Genomic DNA, 16725 nt, shown 5'->3' on the forward strand with positions numbered 1-16725 from the left:
ATTTATGAAGGATCTGCTGCTCTGTAAGCCCGGGGAGATCTTCCTCAAGGGGCTCAACAAGCACTATTTTGAAGAGAGGCTGGTCGCAAACGTCAAGCGCCGGCTCAAACCCATCGGCCACTTCCGCGTGACGTATCTGCAGTCGGCGCTGTACATCGAGGCCGCCGACGACGCGGCTGACCTCGACGCGGCGTATGACGCCGTGCGCAAGGTATTCGGCATTGCAACGATCACGCGCGCGGCCGCCTGCGAGAAGGACAAGGACGCCATCACGGCGCTTGCCAAGTCGTACCTGCACGACGCGATGACGGCGGCGCACAGCTTCAAGGTGGAGACCAAGCGCTCGGACAAGCGCTTTCCCATGACGAGCATCGAGCTGTCGCAGTATGTCGGCGGCGAGCTCGCCGAGGCGTTTCCCAATACGGCCGTCGACGTGCACGACCCGGAGCTGACCGTGCGCCTTGAGGTGCGCGAGCAGGCGGCGTATGTCCACGCGCAGGCCGTCGAGGCGGCGGGCGGCATGCCCGTCGGCTGCAACGGCGCGGCCGTGACGCTGCTGTCCGGCGGCATCGACAGCCCCGTGTCCTCGTACATGATCGCAAAGCGCGGCGTGCGCCTCGTCCCCGTGCACTTTTTCTCCTTCCCGTACACGTCGGAGCTCGCCAAGGAGAAGGTCCTCTCGCTGGCCAAAGAGCTCACGGCCTACACCGGCCGCATGACGCTGCAGATTGTGCCCTTCACGCACATCCAGGAGGAGATCCGCCGCGCCTGCCCGGAGGAATACTTCACGCTCATCATGCGCCGGTTCATGATGCGCATCGCCGAGGACATCGCCGCGCACAACGAGTGCAAGGCCATCGTCACCGGTGAAAATCTCGGCCAGGTCGCCAGCCAGACCATGGAGGCCATGGCCTGCACGCAGGACGTGACGCACTTGCCCGTGCTCCAGCCGCTCATCGGCATGGACAAGCGCGATATCGTGAAGATCGCGCGCGAGATCGGCACATTTGACACATCCATCCTCCCGTATGAGGATTGCTGCACGGTCTTCACCCCGCGCCACCCCAAGACCCGCCCGACCGTGGCGGAGGTCGCGGAGGCGGAGTCCGCGCTCGACATCGACGCGCTCGTGCACGAGGCAGTGGACGGAATTGAAAGGATCCGGATCGATTTATGAATGCAGAACTCATTGCCGTCGGCACCGAACTGCTCCTCGGCGACACCATCAATACCGACGCGGCCGCGGTCGCGCGCCTGCTCTCGGAGCTGGGCATCAACGTCTACTGGCAGACCGTCGTCGGCGATAACCGCGCGCGGCTCGAGCAGGCGGTGCAGCTTGCCCGCACGCGCGCCGACCTCATCATCACGACCGGCGGCCTCGGCCCGACGTGCGACGACCTGACCAAGGAGGTCGTGGCCGGCGCGTTCGGTATCCCGCTTGAACTCAACAAGGCCGAGGAGGAGCGCCTGCGCGGCCTGTACCGCGAGCGTCACACCTACATGACGGAAAATCACCTGCAGCAGGTCATGCTGCCGCGCGGCTGCACCGTGCTGCAAAACGACTGGGGCACAGCCCCGGCCTGCGCGTTTGAGGCCGACGGCTGTCTCGTCATCATGCTGCCCGGCCCGCCGCTGGAGTGTGAGCCGCTGCTGCGCTACCGCGTGCGCCCGCTGCTCGCCGCGCGCGGGGACGGCATCATTGTCTCGCACAGCGTCAAGATCTTCGGCATCGGCGAGGGCACGATGGAGTACCAGCTGCGCGATCTCATGAACGAGATGCAAAATCCGACGCTCGCGCCCTATGCCAAGGAGGGCGAGTGCCTCGTGCGCGTCACGGCCAAGGCCGCCACGGAGGCCGAGGCCGAGACCATGATCGCCCCGTGCCTCGCGCGCGTGCAGCGCGAGCTCGGCGCTTTTGCCTACGGCGTCGACACGCCGAATATCGAGACGTGCGCGGCTGAGCTCCTGCTCGCGCAGCACAAGACCATTGCCGTGGCCGACAGCTGCACCGGCGGCCTGCTCGGCGACCTGCTCACGAATGTGCCGGGTGCGTCGGCCGTGTTTGCCGGCGGCATCATCGCCTATAACGACGAGACCAAGACCCGCCTGCTCGGTGTCGACCCCGCGCTCATCGCGCGCTGCGGCGCCGTCAGCCCCGAGGTCGCGGCCGCGATGGCCGAGCATGTGCGCGCCGCTTTCGGCACGGACCTCGGCCTGAGCATCACGGGTCTTGCCGGCCCGGACGGCGACGGTGTGCACACCGTCGGCACGCTCTTCGTGGCCCTCGCCACGCCGGACGGCACGTTCCACCGCACGCTGCACAAGGACAAGTGGGGGCGCGTGCGCATCAAGCACGCGGCGGCCAACCACGCCTTCGACATGCTGCGGCGCTACCTCACCGGTCTGCCGGTGGAGATGGAGGAAAACCGCTGATGCGATCATCTGCTTTTTTCTGCGGCCGGGGCAGCTGTCCCGGCCGCGTTGTGACCCATGCATGATTTGAGAAACCGGAGAATGCCTATGAACATCACCGTAGCCGGTGTGGGCTATGTCGGCCTGGCGCAGGCGGTGCTGCTCGCGCAGCACAACGCCGTCACCGCCGTGACCACGACCCCCGCCAAAGCCGAACAGATCAACCGCGGCGTCTCGCCGATCGTCGACGCCGAGATCACAGACTTCCTGCGCACGAAGCCGCTGACGCTCACGGCGACCGTGGACGCCGAGCAGGCCTACCGCACGGCCGACGTAGTCGTCATTGCCACGCCGACGGACTATGACCCCGAGCGCAACCTCTTCAACACCTCGACCGTCGAGGCAGTGCTCACGCTCGTCGGCCGGGTCAACCCCGGCGCGCTCGTGGTCATCAAGTCCACGGTGCCGGTCGGCTATACGGAGCGCATCGTGGGCAGGTTTTGCTGCGCACGGCTGCTGTTCTCGCCGGAGTTTCTGCGCGAGGGCAGGGCGCTGTATGATAACCTGCACCCGAGCCGCATCGTGGTCGGCCGCCCGCACGGCGGCACGGCGACGGAGGCGGACGCGCGCCGGTTCGCGTCTCTGCTGCAGCAGGGCGCGGCGGAGCGCGACATCCCCACGCTCTACCCGAACGCGACGGAGGCCGAGGCCATCAAGCTCTTTGCCAACACGTACCTCGCCGTGCGCGTGAGCTATTTTAACGAGCTCGACACCTACTGCGAGCTCAAGGGACTCGACACGCGCCAGGTCATCGACGGCGTGTGCCTTGACCCGCGCATCGGCGCACATTACAACAATCCGTCGTTCGGCTACGGCGGCTACTGTCTGCCGAAGGACACGCGCCAGCTGGTGGCGAACTTCGGCGACATTCCGAACCGCATCATCAGCGCCGCCGTCACGGCCAATGACGAGCGCAAGGATCACATCGCCCGTCAGATCCTGCAAAGGGCGGCGGGCGGCGTCGTCGGCGTGTACCGCCTGACGATGAAGGCGGACTCCGACAATTTCCGCGAGTCGAGCATCCGCGGCGTTATCGAGCGGCTGCGCCGCGCGGGCGCGAGCGTCGTCATCTATGAGCCGACGCTCAAGGCGGCCGCCTTCGACGGCCTGCCGGTGATCGCGTCGCTCGCGGAGTTCAAGCGCATGGCGGCCGTGATCGTTGCCAACCGCACCGAGTCCGCGCTCGACGACGTGCCGGAGAAGGTATACACCCGCGACCTGTACCGCAGAGACTGAAAAGGGAGGCACAGACGATGAAAGGCATCATCCTCGCCGGTGGCTCCGGCACGCGGCTGTACCCGCTCACGCGGGTCACGTCCAAGCAGCTGCTGCCCGTGTACGACAAGCCCATGATCTATTACCCGCTCTCGACGCTCATGCTCGCGGGCATCCGCGACATTCTCATCATCTCCACGCCGGAGGACACGCCGCGTTTCGAGCGCCTGCTCGGCGACGGGAGCCAGTTCGGCATCCGCCTGTCCTACGCGGTGCAGCCGCACCCGGACGGGCTCGCGCAGGCGTTTCTGATCGGGGCAGACTTCATCGGCGGCGACACGTGCGCCATGATCCTCGGCGACAATATTTTCTACGGCAACCGCTTTCGCAGCAACCTGTGCGAGGCGGTCGCAAATGCCGAGGCGGGCTATGCCACGATCTTCGGCTACCACGTCAAAGACCCGGAGCGCTTCGGCGTTGTGGAGTTTGACCAGGACAAGCGCGTGCTGTCCGTGGAGGAAAAGCCGGCGCACCCGCGCTCGAACTACTGCGTCACGGGCCTGTATTTTTACGACAACCGCGTCGTGGACATGGCACGGCAGGTGCGCCCGTCCGCCCGCGGCGAGCTGGAGATCACGGATCTCAACCGGCTCTATCTTGATGCCGACCGGCTGAAGGTGCAGCTGCTCGGCCGCGGGTTTGCCTGGCTCGACACCGGTACGGTCGAGAGCCTCATGGACGCGGCGGTCTTTGTCCAGACGGTGCAGAACCGCCAGGACGTGATCATTTCCGCGCCGGAAGAGGTGGCCTATCACATGGGCTGGCTCACGAAGGCGCAGCTGCTGGCCGCCGCTGCGCGCTATGACCACTCGCCCTACGGCACGCACCTGCGCGCGGTCGCGGAGGACAAACTTGTGTTTGAGAGGGAGCTGCATGACTAGATTCGTCACGGGCGGCGCCGGCTTCATCGGCGCAAACTACCTGTTTTATCTGCGCGGGCACTACCCGGACGACCGACTCGTGTGCATCGACAAGCTCACCTATGCCGGCGACCTCTCCACGCTCGCGCCGCTGCTCGGGCAGCCGAACTTCCGCTTTGCCAAGGTGGACATCTGCGACCGGGAGGCGGTCTACGGCCTGTTTGAAGAAGAACATCCCGACGTGGTCGTGAACTTCGCGGCCGAGAGCCATGTGGATCGCTCGATCGCCGACCCGTCGCTGTTTCTGCAGACGAACATCATCGGCACGTCCGTGCTCATGGATGCCTGCCGTAAATACGGCAATGTGCGCTTTCATCAGGTCTCGACCGACGAGGTCTATGGCGACCTGCCGCTCGACCGGCCGGATCTGCTGTTCACCGAGCAGACACCGCTGCACACCAGCTCACCCTACAGCAGCTCCAAGGCCGCGGCCGATCTGCTGGCGGGGGCGTACGGGCGCACGTACGGCCTGCCGGTCACGATCTCGCGCTGCTCGAATAACTACGGGCCGTATCAGTTCCCGGAAAAGCTCATCCCGCTCATGATCGTAAATGCCCTCGCAGACCGGCCGCTGCCGGTGTACGGCCGGGGGCTGAACGTGCGCGACTGGCTGTATGTCGGCGATCACTGCCGGGCCATCGACCTTGTGGTCAACCACGGCCGCATCGGCGAGGTGTACAACATCGGCGGCCACAACGAGATGCGCAACATCGACATCGTGCGCCTGATCTGCCGCAAGCTCGGCAAGCCCGAGCGCCTCATCACCTACGTCGCCGACCGGCAGGGGCACGACCTGCGCTATGCCATCGACCCCACGAAGATCCACACGGAGCTCGGCTGGCTGCCGGAGACGCGCTTTGCCGACGGCATTGGCCGGACGATCGACTGGTATCTCGCCAACCGTCCCTGGTGGGAGGAGATCCTCAGCGGGGCTTACCGCACCGGCTATGAACGGCTGTGCGGCGGCAGCCCCACGCCGTGAGCGCCAAGATCCAAAAACCGCAGGCCCCGGAGCGCGCTCCGGGGCCTGCGGTTTTCTTTATACGGTCTCGCCGTTATGGTTCGCTGCCCATCCACTTTTCCAGGCACACGAGCGCGACGCCGTCGATGCCGTTGAACGTGCACGGTACGATCCCGGCCTCGCGGTAGCCGAGATAGGCGTAGAGCCGGCGGGCGTTGGCGTTTTTCGCGTTCGTGTCGATGCGCAGCTCCGGGCAGCCGTGCTCCCGGGCGTATTGTTCATAAAAACGCACGAACTGCGTGCCGTAGCCGTGCCCGGCGGCCGCCGGGTCAACGACGAGCGTGTGCAGCACGAGCACCTGCTCCGGCGCTGCGTCGTGCGCCCACGGCACCTCGGCATACACCGGCACCTGTTCGCGGTTGATGCGCCCGGCGGCATAGACAGTGCCGTCGCTCTCCAGCACGAACAGCTCGCCGGCGTCCAGCGCGGCCTGTGCGGTCGCGCGCGTCGGGTACACGCCGCGCACCCAGCCGATGCTGACGTTCCCGGCCTCCTCGGCCGTGTGGATCGCGTCATAGATCTCTTCAATGCGCGCAAGGTCGTGCGCAGCTGCTGGGCGGATGATCGCCCTGGGTACTGCCTCCTGTCTCATGTCACAAAGATGTCTTCCGGGATCAGCGCGGCGAGCGCCCGCTGCCCGGCCGGGGTGTGGTGCACGCCGTCGGTCGTGTAGGCCGGGACGAGCGCGTCCGGATCGTTGGGGTCGGCCAGAGCGTCGAGTGGGATGTACCCGTCGGCGGGGCAGTCCGCGCCCTGAAACCAGGCGTTGAGCTCCAGCCGCAGCGCGTCATATTCCGGCGACCACTGAATGTCGTCCCCGCGGCCGAAGAGGTTGCGCGTGTAGCCCTTCCACGGCGTGAGCTCGCAAAACCAGATGCGCATGCCCTGTGCGTGGGCCATGTCGGCAAGTGCGCGGTAGCCCGCCGTCATCTGCGCGAACGTCACCGGGGTCAGCAGCCCCTGCTTGCTCTGGCAGTGCGGGTGGATGAGATCGTTCGCGCCGAGCTTGACGAGCACCATGTCCGCGCCCGCCTGCGCGAGCACATCGCGCGCGAAGCGCTTTACGCCCGCGCCGCCGAGCAGCTTTGCCGCGCGGCCCACGCCGTCGGCCACCAGCCGGTCGCCCTTGATGGCGGCCTGCGTCACGCTTACGTTTTCAATGCCATCGGCGCGCAGGCGCGCGGCCAGCAGGCGCGGCAGCTCGTTTGCCACGGTCGAGTCGCCGAAGATGACGCACGCATGCGTCCCGGCCGCGGCCAGCACGTCGATCTCCGTGAGCGCGGGGATGACCTCATACGCGCCGGAGTCCGCCGTGTGCTGCATCGGCACGGCCATGTGCAGCAGAGTGCGGCGCGTGCAGTTGCCGAGCTCGGCATGGCTGCATCCGCCGATGAGTCCAATCGTGCGCATGGCGTTGATGCCGCGGTAAAAGACCGTCACGGCCAGCGTCTGCCCGGCGGCGACCGGCAGCGCGGCCGCGTCGGACGTGCAGCTTTCTCCCGCGCCGATGCGCACGTGCGTCTGCCCGCCGAAGGTCACGGTGCGCAGCGTGGCGGGGTCAATGCCGCGTGCATCGTCTGCGCCGATGGCGATGGTACAGGCCGCCACGTGCAGCGGCAGCACGCCGAAGATGTTCGAGAGCGTCAGGCGCACGTGCGTGCCCCCGGCCGTGAGCTGCACGGCCGTGCGCGCGGATACATCCGTCACGGCCACGCCGAGCCGGTCGAGCACGCCGGACTCGGACAGGCTCGCGTCGATGGGGCTGGTGCTCCACGCGCTGACCCAGCGGGCGGCAGTTTTGGAATCGTCCATGGCAAAACCTCCGAAAACGTAAGGATATGTAGTTACAATAGGATGGTTTTCCGTAAAAGTCAACCGTGATCGTGCTCGCGCTGGTGAACAAGATGCTCGCGCAGGTCAAGGAGGACCCGGCGAGCGTGCTGGCAATCTATAACAACATCCGCCGCAACACGACGACGAACATCAACACCGCCATGATGGTCTATCTGGCGCAGCAGGCAAGCGGGATGCACTTCTCGGGCGATATCGTCAACGTGCCCGGCACGTCGGTCATGGGCGCGCAGAAGCACGCAGAGTATCAGGTCGATCCCGATGCGCTGTTGGAGATGGTCCTGGATATTTTCTACGAGCCGGTGGATGGTTGACTGAAAACGGTTATTTTTTGAAAATAACCCTTGCATTTTACACCGTTTCGGTGTAAAATTATGCTACTATTAGAAGCTGTAAGTTTATGAATGGAGGAGTTACACAATGAAGCGTTTTGTGGCCATTCTTCTGATACTCGTGCTTGTGTTTGCACTGTCGGCGACGGCGTTTGCTGCCAGCAATGTTACCAGCCCGGAGAAGGGCAACACGAATCCGAATGTCAATCCCGATTCCGGCAAGACCTCTCCGCAGACCGGTGAATCCTTCAGCATCCTGTGGGTAATCCTGGCGGCCGTTGCTGCGGTCGGAGCGGTGCTGTTTTGCGGCAAAAAGCTGGTTCGCGCCAAGTAAGATGGCATAACTATGATAACAAAGCTCCATGATTCGTTCATGGAGCTTTTGTTTTATGAGGTGAACGATGAAAACGAAAAAGATCCTTGTGCGCAGCGTGCTGGTGCTTGTGGCGCTCGCGGCGCTGTGCGCGTGCGCGTGGTGCGTGTGGTACATCATTCAGTACTATCAGGGCCAGTCCTTCGGCGACCGGATGCGCACCAACGCCCCGGACGACACCGGCAGCTTCCAGCTCGAGCGCGTGAAGATTCCGGTCGATTTCGACGAGCTGCAGGCCATGAACCCGGATATCTATGCCTGGGTCACGATCCCGGATACGGACATTAGCTACGCCGTGCTCCAGCGTGAAGGGGACGAGGAGTATTACTCCAAGCACAGCGAAAACGGCGCGTACTACAGCGGCGGCAGCATCTTCAGTCAGGACTACAACCAGAAGGATTTCAGCGACCCCATGACCGTGCTCTACGGGCACAACCTGCGCAACGGACGCATGTTTGCCCAGCTCAACGACTTTTCGGATGCCGAGGTCTTTGAGGCGCACCGCTACATCTATGTCTATCTCCCGGACCGGATGCTTGTCTATGAGATCTTCGCGGCCTATCCGCATTCGAACGAGCACCTGCTGCTGTGTCACGACTTTGCGGATGCGGACGATTTCACGGCGTATTTTGATGCCGAGCAGGCGCAAAAGAGCCTGCAGTCCAACTTCCGCACCGACGCCTGGCCCGAACCGGGCGACCGGGTGCTGACGCTCTCGACCTGCTTCCGTGGGGACAATCACCAGCGCTACCTCGTGCAGGGCAAGCTCGTGGCGGAGGCCCACGCCAAATAACTGCATACGAAAAGGAAAACCCGGCAGAGCAAATGCTCTGCCGGGTTTTGCGTCCGGAAGATCAGCCGTGCAGGCCGTTTTCCTGACGCTCCATGTTTTCGATGACGACGTCGTGAATGTCGCCCAGGCCCGCGCAGTATTCGAGCACCTTCCAGGGCGTGTTCGTGTGGAAGTGGATCTTGATGAGATCCTCGTCGCCAACGGCCAGCAGGCAGTCGCCCGCGATATTGCGCTGGATGTAGTCGTGGATCGCGTCCTCGTCGAGGCCGTGGCCCTCGATGAGCAGCTGGGTGTCAAACCGGAATTCGAGCATGCTTTGCTTCCTCCTTATTCATCGAGCTTGAGCACGGCGAGAAATGCCTCCGTGGGGATCTGGACCGTGCCGAGCTGGCGCATTTTCTTCTTGCCTTCCTTTTGCTTTTCGAGCAGCTTTTTCTTGCGCGTGATGTCGCCGCCGTAGCACTTGGCGAGCACGTCCTTGCGCAGGGCCTTGACGGTCTCGCGCGCGATGATCTTGCCGCCGATCGCGGCCTGCACCGGGATCTCGAACAGCTGCCGCGGGATGTTCTCCTTGAGCTTTTCGCACAGCTTGCGCGCCCGGCCGTAGGCCTTGTCCTTGTGGGCGATGAAGCTCAGCGCGTCGACCTGGTCGCCGTTGAGCAGCATGTCCACTTTCACGAGCTCGCTCGGGTGGTAGCTGGAAAATTCATAGTCGAGCGAGGCGTACCCCTTCGTGCGTGCCTTGAGCGTGTCGAAGAAGTTGTAGACGATCTCGTTGAGCGGCATCTCGTAGTGCAGCTCCACGAGCCGGCTGTCGAGATACTGCATATTTTTGTACTCGCCGCGCAGATCCTGGCACAGCGGCATGATGTTGCCGACGAATTCCTGCGGCGTGATGATCGACACGTTCACGAACGGCTCTTCCGCGACCTCGATGGACGCGGGGTTCGGGTAGTCGTGCGGGTTGTCGATCATGAGCACCGTGCCGTCGGTCTTTGTGATGCGGTAGATGACGCTCGGCAGCGTCGTGATGAGGTCAAGGTCAAACTCGCGCTCGAGCCGCTCCTGAATGATCTCCATGTGCAGCATACCGAGAAAGCCGCACCGGAAGCCGAAGCCGAGCGCGACCGACGACTCCGGCTCGAACGAGAGCGAGGCGTCGTTGAGCTTGAGCTTTTCGAGCGCGTCGCGCAGATCGGGGTACTTCGAGCCGTCCTCGGTGTAAATGCCGCAGTAGACCATCGACCGCGCCGGGCGGTAGCCGGGCAGCGGCTCAGCGGCGGGGCGGGCCGTTTCGGTCACGGTGTCGCCCACGCGCGTGTCCTCCACGTTCTTGATGCTCGCCGTGAAGTAGCCCACGTCGCCGCAGCCGAGCTCGTCGCACGGGTCGAGACCGATGGGCCGCAGGTGGCCGACCTCCAGCACCTTGTACGACGCGCCGGTGGACATCATCGTCACCTCCATGCCGCGCCGGAGCGTGCCGGCCACGATGCGCATGAGCACGATGACGCCGCGGTAGCTGTCATACTGGCTGTCGAATACGAGCGCCTGCAGCGGGGCGTTCGGGTCGCCCTTCGGGGCGGGGACGTGGTCAACGATGTCGTCGAGCACGGCCTGGATGTTGATGCCCTGCTTGGCCGAGATCTCCGGCGCGTCCATGGCCGGGATGCCGATGATGTCCTCGATCTCGGTCTTGGTGCGCTGGGGGTCGGCGGCCGGCAGGTCGATCTTGTTGATGACCGGCAGGATCTCGAGATCGTGCTCGAGCGCCAGGTAGGTGTTGGCGAGCGTCTGCGCCTCCACGCCCTGCGAGGCGTCCACGATCAGCACGGCGCCCTCGCACGCGGCGAGCGAGCGGCTGACCTCGTAGTTGAAGTCCACATGGCCCGGCGTGTCGATGAGGTTGAGCGTGTAGGTCTTGCCGCCGCGGTGATACGTCAGGCCGACGGCGCGCGCCTTGATCGTGATGCCGCGCTCGCGCTCGAGGTCCATGTTGTCGAGCAGCTGCGGCTCCATCTCGCGCTGATCCACGGCGCCGCACAGCTCGATGAGCCGGTCGGACAACGTGGACTTGCCGTGGTCGATGTGTGCGATGATCGAAAAATTGCGGATGTCTTCTTGTGGGATCATAGGGCAATCTCCTCCAGTGCGGCCTCGGCGCGGTCGGCGGCGGTGCGCACGTCCTGCACGAGCACGCGCAGCGCCTCGAGCTGCTCGGGCGTGCACGTCGGGCTCGGCGCGCGGCCGAGCAGAAAGTCCGCGCTCACGCCGTAGTAATCGCACGCCCGGCACACGAACGCCAGCCCCGGCTCGCGCGCGCCGTTTTCATAGTGGGACAGCAGCGCCTGGCTGATCTTCAGATCGGCCGCGACCTTGCGCTGGGACAGCCCGCGCGCGTGGCGCAGCTCCGACATGACGGCAGCAAAATTGCGTTCCATGCCGCACCTCCTGTAACATTCATGATAACGGACTGTATTTTACCACGCCCACGCCCAAACGGCAACAGCCTCTTGATAAAATCGCGCGCAAGACTTGAAAAACGTCGAAGGGGGTGTTACACTATTTACTTGTGAAACCATGTTCACAGCAAACAGAAAATAGATGAACATATTGGAGGAAAACACCATGTTTGAAAATCTGGTTGAAGTTCTCAAAGCCAATCCGCGCAAGATCGTCTACACCGAGGGCACCGACGCCCGCATCCTCGAGTCCGCTGCCCGCCTGAAGCAGGGCGGCTTCCTGACGCCGATCCTCGTCGGCAACGTCGATGACGTGAAGGCTGCGGCCAAGGCCGGCAGCTTCGACATCGAGGGTCTCGAGATCATCGACCCCGCCAACTACGACAAGATGGACGAGATGGCCCAGTGCATGTTTGACCTGCGCAAGGGCAAGATGACCATGGAAGAAGTCCGCGCCAACCTGCAGAAGGGCAACTACTTCGGCACGATGCTCGTGAAGATGGGCGTGGCCGACGCGCTGCTCGGCGGTGCGACCTACTCCACCGCGGACACCGTCCGTCCGGCGCTGCAGCTCATCAAGACCAAGAAGGGCGCCCACCTCGTGAGCTCCTGCTTCATCATGGTCCGCGGCGACGAGATGCTCGCCATGGGCGACTGCGCCATCAACATCGACTATCAGGACACCGTCGACAAGGCCACCGGCGAGGTCACGTTCTCTGCCGCGCAGAAGCTGGCCGAGGTCGCCATCGAGACCGCCAAGACCGCCGAGACCTTCGGCATCGACCCGAAGGTCGCCATGCTGAGCTTCTCCACCAAGGGCTCCGGCAAGGGCGGCACGGTCGCGCTCAGCCACGACGCCACCGTCATCGCCAAGGAGCTCGCGCCCGAGCTGAAGCTCGACGGCGAGATGCAGTTCGACGCGGCCGTTTCCCCGGTCGTCGGCCAGCTGAAGTTCCCCGGCTCTCCGGTCGCGGGCCACGCCAACACCTTCATCTTCCCGTGCATCGAAGCCGGCAATATTGGCTATAAGATCGCGCAGCGCCTCGGCGGCTTCGCGGCCTACGGCCCGATCCTGCAGGGTCTGAACGCCCCGATCAACGACCTGTCCCGCGGCTGCGACGCCGAGGAAGTCTACCAGATGTCCATCATCACGGCGGCTCTGGCCTGATCGGTTTTTCGTCCAAAACGTGTTTCCGGCGCTGTTAACGATGACAGCGCCGGTTTTTTGAAAGGGGAGAGCGCTTGTGGAGCGCGAGGAATATATGCGCGCAGCGCTCGCGCTCGCGCACGAGGCGGCGGCCGACGGCGAAGTGCCGGTCGGCTGCGTGATCGCCGACGGCGCGGGCCGCATCATCGGCCGCGGGCGCAACCGCCGCGAGCGGACGCACCGGGCCGACGCCCACGCCGAGATGGAGGCCATCGCCGAGGCATGCCGCGCGCGCGGCACGTGGCGGCTTGACGCATGCACGCTCTATGTCACACTTGAGCCGTGCCCCATGTGCGCCGGGGCGATCATCAACGCCCGCGTGCCGGTCGTCGTCTACGGCGCGAGGGAGCCAAACTTCGGCTCGTGCGGCAGCGTGCTCAACCTCTTTGAGGAGCGCTACGGCCACCATCCCGCCATCTACGGCGGCGTGCTGGCAGATGACTGCACGGATGTCCTGCGCGCGTTCTTCGGCGGCCTGCGCGGATAAAAAAACATGCGTCCCGATCGTTCGGAACGCATGTTTTTTATTTCTGAATCTCTTCCATCAGCTCGTGGTAAAACACGTCGAGCACGCCGACATAGTGCGGTTTCCACGGCTTGAGCCGGCCGCAGTAGTGGATGATGACCGTGTGCGCGCGCACCCAGTCGAGGTCGACCGGGGCGTTTCGCAGCTCCGCGTTGTGCAGCGCGAGGATGCGGTCGCTGAGATTATAGACCATGCTGTCGAGCAGGTGCACTCGGTCGCCGTAGAGCGCGGTGAGTATGTCCTGATCCGGCAGCAGGAACACATCCTGCTTCTCGTCGGCGAAGGCGCGCACACGCTCCATATCCAGATCGGCCCGCAGGGCGGGGAGGTTATACAGCAGCACGCCGGTGTTGATGTACGGCGCAGCCTCGTCCATGCCCAGACGCGCGGCGTTGAGCTTTTCGAGCAGCTTGCGTGTGTGCGTGCAGGCCATGAAGTACGCATCGCCGAACGGCGTGGCATACAGCGCCGTCAGCGGGTTGATGATGACCGTGTCCGCGTCGAGATAGAGGATGCGCTCGAGCGTGTCCGGTAGCAGCAGGGGCGCCGCGATGCGGTAATAGATCTGGCGCGGGTAGCGCTTCGATTCCGGAAAGCCATCGAACATCGCGGGGTCGACGAACACGAAGTGGAAATCCACGTCCGGCAGCGCTGTGCGGATGTCCGCCTCGTCGCCGTCCGTGAGGTCGGAGTGCAGGATGAACACCTCGTAGTGGCTCGCGCCGCCGTGCAGCAGCACGCTGCGCATGCAGCCCAGAAACGTGGGGATGTAGCCCCCATTGATCGCAAAGAGCAGGTTCATGATGATCCCTCCTGAAAAAAACAGACGCGGGCGCTGCGTTGGCAGCGCCCGCGTGTCCTGTGCGTCCGGATTACGCTTTCGGCGTGCCGTCGGGGTTGAACAGCGGCAGCTTGCCGAGCACGGTGATGTCGGGGCGGTCGTTGGCGTCGCCTTCGGCGAGCACGGCCATCTTGCCGACGATGATGCCGCCGGCCTCGTTGACGAGCTCCTCCATCGCGCGCAGCGACTCGCCGGTCGAGATCACATCATCGACGATGACGATGCGCTTGCCGTGGATCAGCTCCGCGTCCGTCTGGTCGAGCACGAGCGTCTGTACGCCCTGCGTCGTGATGGACTTGACGTGTACCTGGAACACGCTGCTCATGTAGGCTTTGGCCTTTTTGCGGGCGACGAAATATTTGTCCGCGCCGCTCTGGCGGGCCATTTCGTACACCAGCGGGATGGCTTTCGCTTCGGGTGCGATCAGGTAGTCATATTCGGGCGTCAGCTTGAGAAGCTCGGCTGCGCAGTGCACGGTCAGCTCCACGTCGCCGAACATGACGAACGCGCCGATGTACAGGTCGTCCGTGACCTTGCACAGGGGCAGATCGCGCTTTAGCCCGGCGATATCCATCTCATATGTCATTTGAAATTCCTCCTAAGTAAAATAAACAGAGTAACAAAAGTATTATACATGATTGCCGGAAAAATGCAAGGCTTCCGGCGGTAGAAAATACCGGGGCGCTCGTGTCATATCGGCGGGAGTGTTTCGCATATGTTTCAGTAATAGCATCCATTCGGAAACAAAATAGCAAAATAATGGGAGTTGCCATTTTGCTAACGCCGTCAGATTATCTAAAAAGCGGTTCCCTTTTTGTGCCCTTATCCATTGCATTGGCTAAAATTGAACAGTTTGTGAACAAAATCGACGAAAAACAGTTGCGAATTTTGCGATTTTAGTGTAAATTAGCAATAACTTGATCGTGAATTTCCCGCTTGCGGTTATGGACAGCGGACGAAGCGGTTATCGTCCGGCGTCATTTGGGGGGGAGTTCCGGGAAAAGCGAATTTGAAATTGGAGGAAAAACAATGGACGAAAACAAACGTGGTTCATTTGGCAGCACAATCGGCTTTCTGCTCTCTGCCATCGGTTCTGCCGTCGGCCTCGGCAACATCTGGGGCTTCCCGTACAAGATGGGCAGATGCGGCGGCTTTACTTTCCTGATCGTTTACCTGGCTCTGGCGGCATTTGTCGGCTTTGCCATCATGCTCTCTGAGCTGGCGATCGGCCGCAGCACCGGCTTCGGCCCGGTCAACGCCTACAAGAAGGTCTCGAAGAAGTTCAAGTGGATCGGCTGGCTGGCCATCATCGCCCCGTTCCTGATCATGACCTTCTACTCGGTCCTCGGCGGCTACTGCATCTATTACATGGTCATCAACGTCGTCGGCATGTTCAGCGGCATGCCGGACAGCAGCTCCTTCGCGGCTCTGCTCACCAACCCGTGGGCCAGCATCGGCTGCATGGTTCTGTTCATGGTCATCTGCTATCTCATCAACCGCGGCGGTGTCGGCGGCGGCATTGAGAAGTTCAACACGATCGGCATGCCCGCACTGTTCGTCATGCTCGTCATCGTCATCATCCGTGCCTGGACGCTTCCGAATGCGGACGTCGGCCTCAAGTATATGTTCGTCCCCGGCTACGCTCTGAAGGCGGGCTTCTTTGACAAGGCGCCCGGCTTTATGGAAGTTCTCGCAACGGCCGGCGGCCAGATGTTCTTCTCCCTGTCTCTTGCCATGGGCGCCATGATCACCTACGGCTCCTACCTCGGCAAGAATGAGAACCTCCCGAAAAACTCCGTCATCATCGTTATCTCCGATACCCTCGTTGCCATCATGGCCGGTCTCGCCGTTATCCCGGCGGCCGTCGCCAACGGCATCGCCAAGGGCATGGCCGTCTCTGATATCAAGCTCGGCGGCCCGAACCTCCTGTTCGCCACGCTGCAGGACGTGTTCCATGACATGGGCACCATCGGCGGTATCTTCGGCCTGATCTTCTACGCCCTCGTTCTGATCGCGGCCATCTCCTCCGCCATCTCCCTGATCGAGGCGGTCTCCGTCACCTTCATCGACCACGCCAGCGCCAAGGGTCACGAGCGTGACCGCAACAAGGTGCTCGCCGTCGTCTGCCTCGCCATCACCCTGCTGGCCTGCCTCGTCGCGGTTGACGGTCTCGGCTCCAACGGCATCGCTCCGAAGGATCTGTTCCACATCAACTCCAAGGCTGACTGGTGCGCTGACTGGCTCGACTTCATGGATATGCTCTCTGAAGGCATTGCCATGCCGCTCGGCGCCCTGCTCATGTCCATCATGGTCGGCTGGGAGATCAAGCCGAAATCCCTGTACGGCGAGATCGACAGCGGCTACAACGGCCACATCCACGGCTACTACACCTTCTGCATCAAGTATCTCTGCCCCGTGATCATGTTCTTCATCCTGCTTGTGCAGATCAGCACGTTCTTCGGTCTGGGCTGGTTCAACTGATCGCAGCAGCGGAAACCTTTCGTACAACGAAACAAAACAACCGCAACCGGCAGCCTTTTTGGCTGCCGGTTTTTGTTGCGCTGTCCGCCGTGTGGCAGGGATGGCTACGTTGTTTCTCCGGGCGGGGAAGAGGAACCGCCGCTTCCGGCCGTTTGTTCTGACCGCCGCAGCGGA

At 63.1% G+C, this 16725-nt stretch carries 17 protein-coding genes and 1 pseudogene; 11 read left to right on the plus strand and 7 right to left on the minus strand.

What is annotated here, in order from left to right; translation table 11 throughout:
- Positions 1-4 precede the first annotated feature (4 nt).
- From thiI to rfbB, 5 genes are all read left to right on the plus strand, one after another.
- Complete coding sequence (thiI, locus tag OGM61_04140) at positions 5-1177, plus strand: tRNA 4-thiouridine(8) synthase ThiI (GenBank protein UYI85272.1); 1173 nt, start codon at positions 5-7, stop codon at positions 1175-1177.
- The gene (locus OGM61_04145) at positions 1174-2433 is read left to right on the plus strand and encodes a competence/damage-inducible protein A (protein UYI85273.1); all 1260 of its coding nucleotides are present in this window, start codon (positions 1174-1176) and stop codon (positions 2431-2433) included. The genes thiI and OGM61_04145 overlap by 4 nt, the downstream gene beginning before the upstream one ends.
- Positions 2434-2520: 87 nt before the next feature.
- A complete protein-coding gene (locus OGM61_04150; GenBank protein UYI85274.1) occupies positions 2521-3708 on the plus strand; it encodes a nucleotide sugar dehydrogenase in 1188 nt (395 codons plus the stop codon).
- Between the two features lie 17 nt (positions 3709-3725).
- Positions 3726-4628, plus strand: coding sequence for a glucose-1-phosphate thymidylyltransferase RfbA (rfbA, locus tag OGM61_04155; GenBank protein ID UYI85275.1), 903 nt, complete (start codon positions 3726-3728; stop codon positions 4626-4628).
- Positions 4621-5649, plus strand: a complete 1029-nt coding sequence (gene rfbB / locus OGM61_04160; GenBank protein ID UYI85276.1) for a dTDP-glucose 4,6-dehydratase — start codon at positions 4621-4623, stop codon at positions 5647-5649. The genes rfbA and rfbB overlap by 8 nt, the downstream gene beginning before the upstream one ends.
- 73 nt (positions 5650-5722) lie before the next feature.
- Here rfbB and OGM61_04165 read toward each other — a convergent pair whose 3' ends face one another.
- Together OGM61_04165 and OGM61_04170 are read right to left on the minus strand one after the other, a co-directional pair.
- On the minus strand, positions 5723-6280 hold the full coding sequence (locus OGM61_04165; GenBank protein ID UYI85277.1) for a GNAT family N-acetyltransferase: 558 nt from the start codon (positions 6278-6280) through the stop codon (positions 5723-5725).
- Entirely contained in the window at positions 6277-7500 is a 1224-nt protein-coding gene (locus tag OGM61_04170) for a GDSL-type esterase/lipase family protein (GenBank protein ID UYI85278.1), read from the minus strand. Before OGM61_04170 ends, OGM61_04165 begins: the two co-directional genes overlap by 4 nt.
- 65 nt (positions 7501-7565) lie before the next feature.
- Between OGM61_04170 and OGM61_04175 the strand changes: the two genes are divergently transcribed.
- From OGM61_04175 to OGM61_04185, 3 genes are all read left to right on the plus strand, one after another.
- Entirely contained in the window at positions 7566-7853 is a 288-nt protein-coding gene (locus tag OGM61_04175) for a hypothetical protein (GenBank protein UYI85279.1), read from the plus strand.
- 106 nt (positions 7854-7959) lie between these two features.
- A complete protein-coding gene (locus OGM61_04180; protein UYI85280.1) occupies positions 7960-8205 on the plus strand; it encodes an LPXTG cell wall anchor domain-containing protein in 246 nt (81 codons plus the stop codon).
- Positions 8206-8272: 67 nt separating this feature from the next.
- Positions 8273-9037 (plus strand): class B sortase, encoded by a 765-nt coding sequence (locus OGM61_04185; GenBank protein ID UYI85281.1) that lies wholly within the window; start codon positions 8273-8275, stop codon positions 9035-9037.
- A gap of 61 nt (positions 9038-9098) precedes the next feature.
- Here the strand turns inward: OGM61_04185 and OGM61_04190 are convergent, their stop codons facing one another.
- From OGM61_04190 to OGM61_04200, 3 genes and pseudogenes are all read right to left on the minus strand, one after another.
- On the minus strand, positions 9099-9350 hold the full coding sequence (locus tag OGM61_04190; GenBank protein ID UYI85282.1) for a kinase to dihydroxyacetone kinase: 252 nt from the start codon (positions 9348-9350) through the stop codon (positions 9099-9101).
- A 14-nt stretch (positions 9351-9364) separates the two neighbouring features.
- Positions 9365-11167: a translation elongation factor 4 gene (lepA, locus tag OGM61_04195; protein ID UYI85283.1), complete on the minus strand. Its 1803-nt coding sequence runs from the start codon at positions 11165-11167 to the stop codon at positions 9365-9367.
- A gap of 110 nt (positions 11168-11277) precedes the next feature.
- Positions 11278-11475 (minus strand): annotated as a pseudogene (locus OGM61_04200) (helix-turn-helix transcriptional regulator).
- 187 nt (positions 11476-11662) lie between these two features.
- Between OGM61_04200 and pta the strand changes: the two are divergent.
- Positions 11663-12664 (plus strand): phosphate acetyltransferase, encoded by a 1002-nt coding sequence (gene pta, locus OGM61_04205; protein ID UYI85284.1) that lies wholly within the window; start codon positions 11663-11665, stop codon positions 12662-12664.
- Positions 12665-12740: 76 nt separating this feature from the next.
- The gene (locus OGM61_04210; protein ID UYI85285.1) at positions 12741-13190 is read left to right on the plus strand and encodes a nucleoside deaminase; all 450 of its coding nucleotides are present in this window, start codon (positions 12741-12743) and stop codon (positions 13188-13190) included.
- Positions 13191-13227: 37 nt separating this feature from the next.
- Here the strand turns inward: OGM61_04210 and OGM61_04215 are convergent, their stop codons facing one another.
- Both OGM61_04215 and OGM61_04220 read right to left on the minus strand, forming a co-directional pair.
- On the minus strand, positions 13228-14031 hold the full coding sequence (locus tag OGM61_04215) for a glycosyltransferase family 8 protein (GenBank protein UYI85286.1): 804 nt from the start codon (positions 14029-14031) through the stop codon (positions 13228-13230).
- Between the two features lie 70 nt (positions 14032-14101).
- Positions 14102-14656 carry a phosphoribosyltransferase family protein gene (locus OGM61_04220; protein UYI85287.1) on the minus strand — a complete coding sequence of 185 codons (555 nt, stop codon included), beginning with the start codon at positions 14654-14656 and terminating at the stop codon, positions 14102-14104.
- A 443-nt stretch (positions 14657-15099) separates the two neighbouring features.
- Between OGM61_04220 and OGM61_04225 the strand changes: the two genes are divergently transcribed.
- Positions 15100-16551: a sodium-dependent transporter gene (locus OGM61_04225; GenBank protein UYI85288.1), complete on the plus strand. Its 1452-nt coding sequence runs from the start codon at positions 15100-15102 to the stop codon at positions 16549-16551.
- Positions 16552-16725: the final 174 nt, after the last annotated feature.

Source organism: Clostridiales bacterium, assembly GCA_025757645.1.
Classification (GTDB): Bacteria; Bacillota; Clostridia; order Oscillospirales; family Oscillospiraceae; genus CAG-103.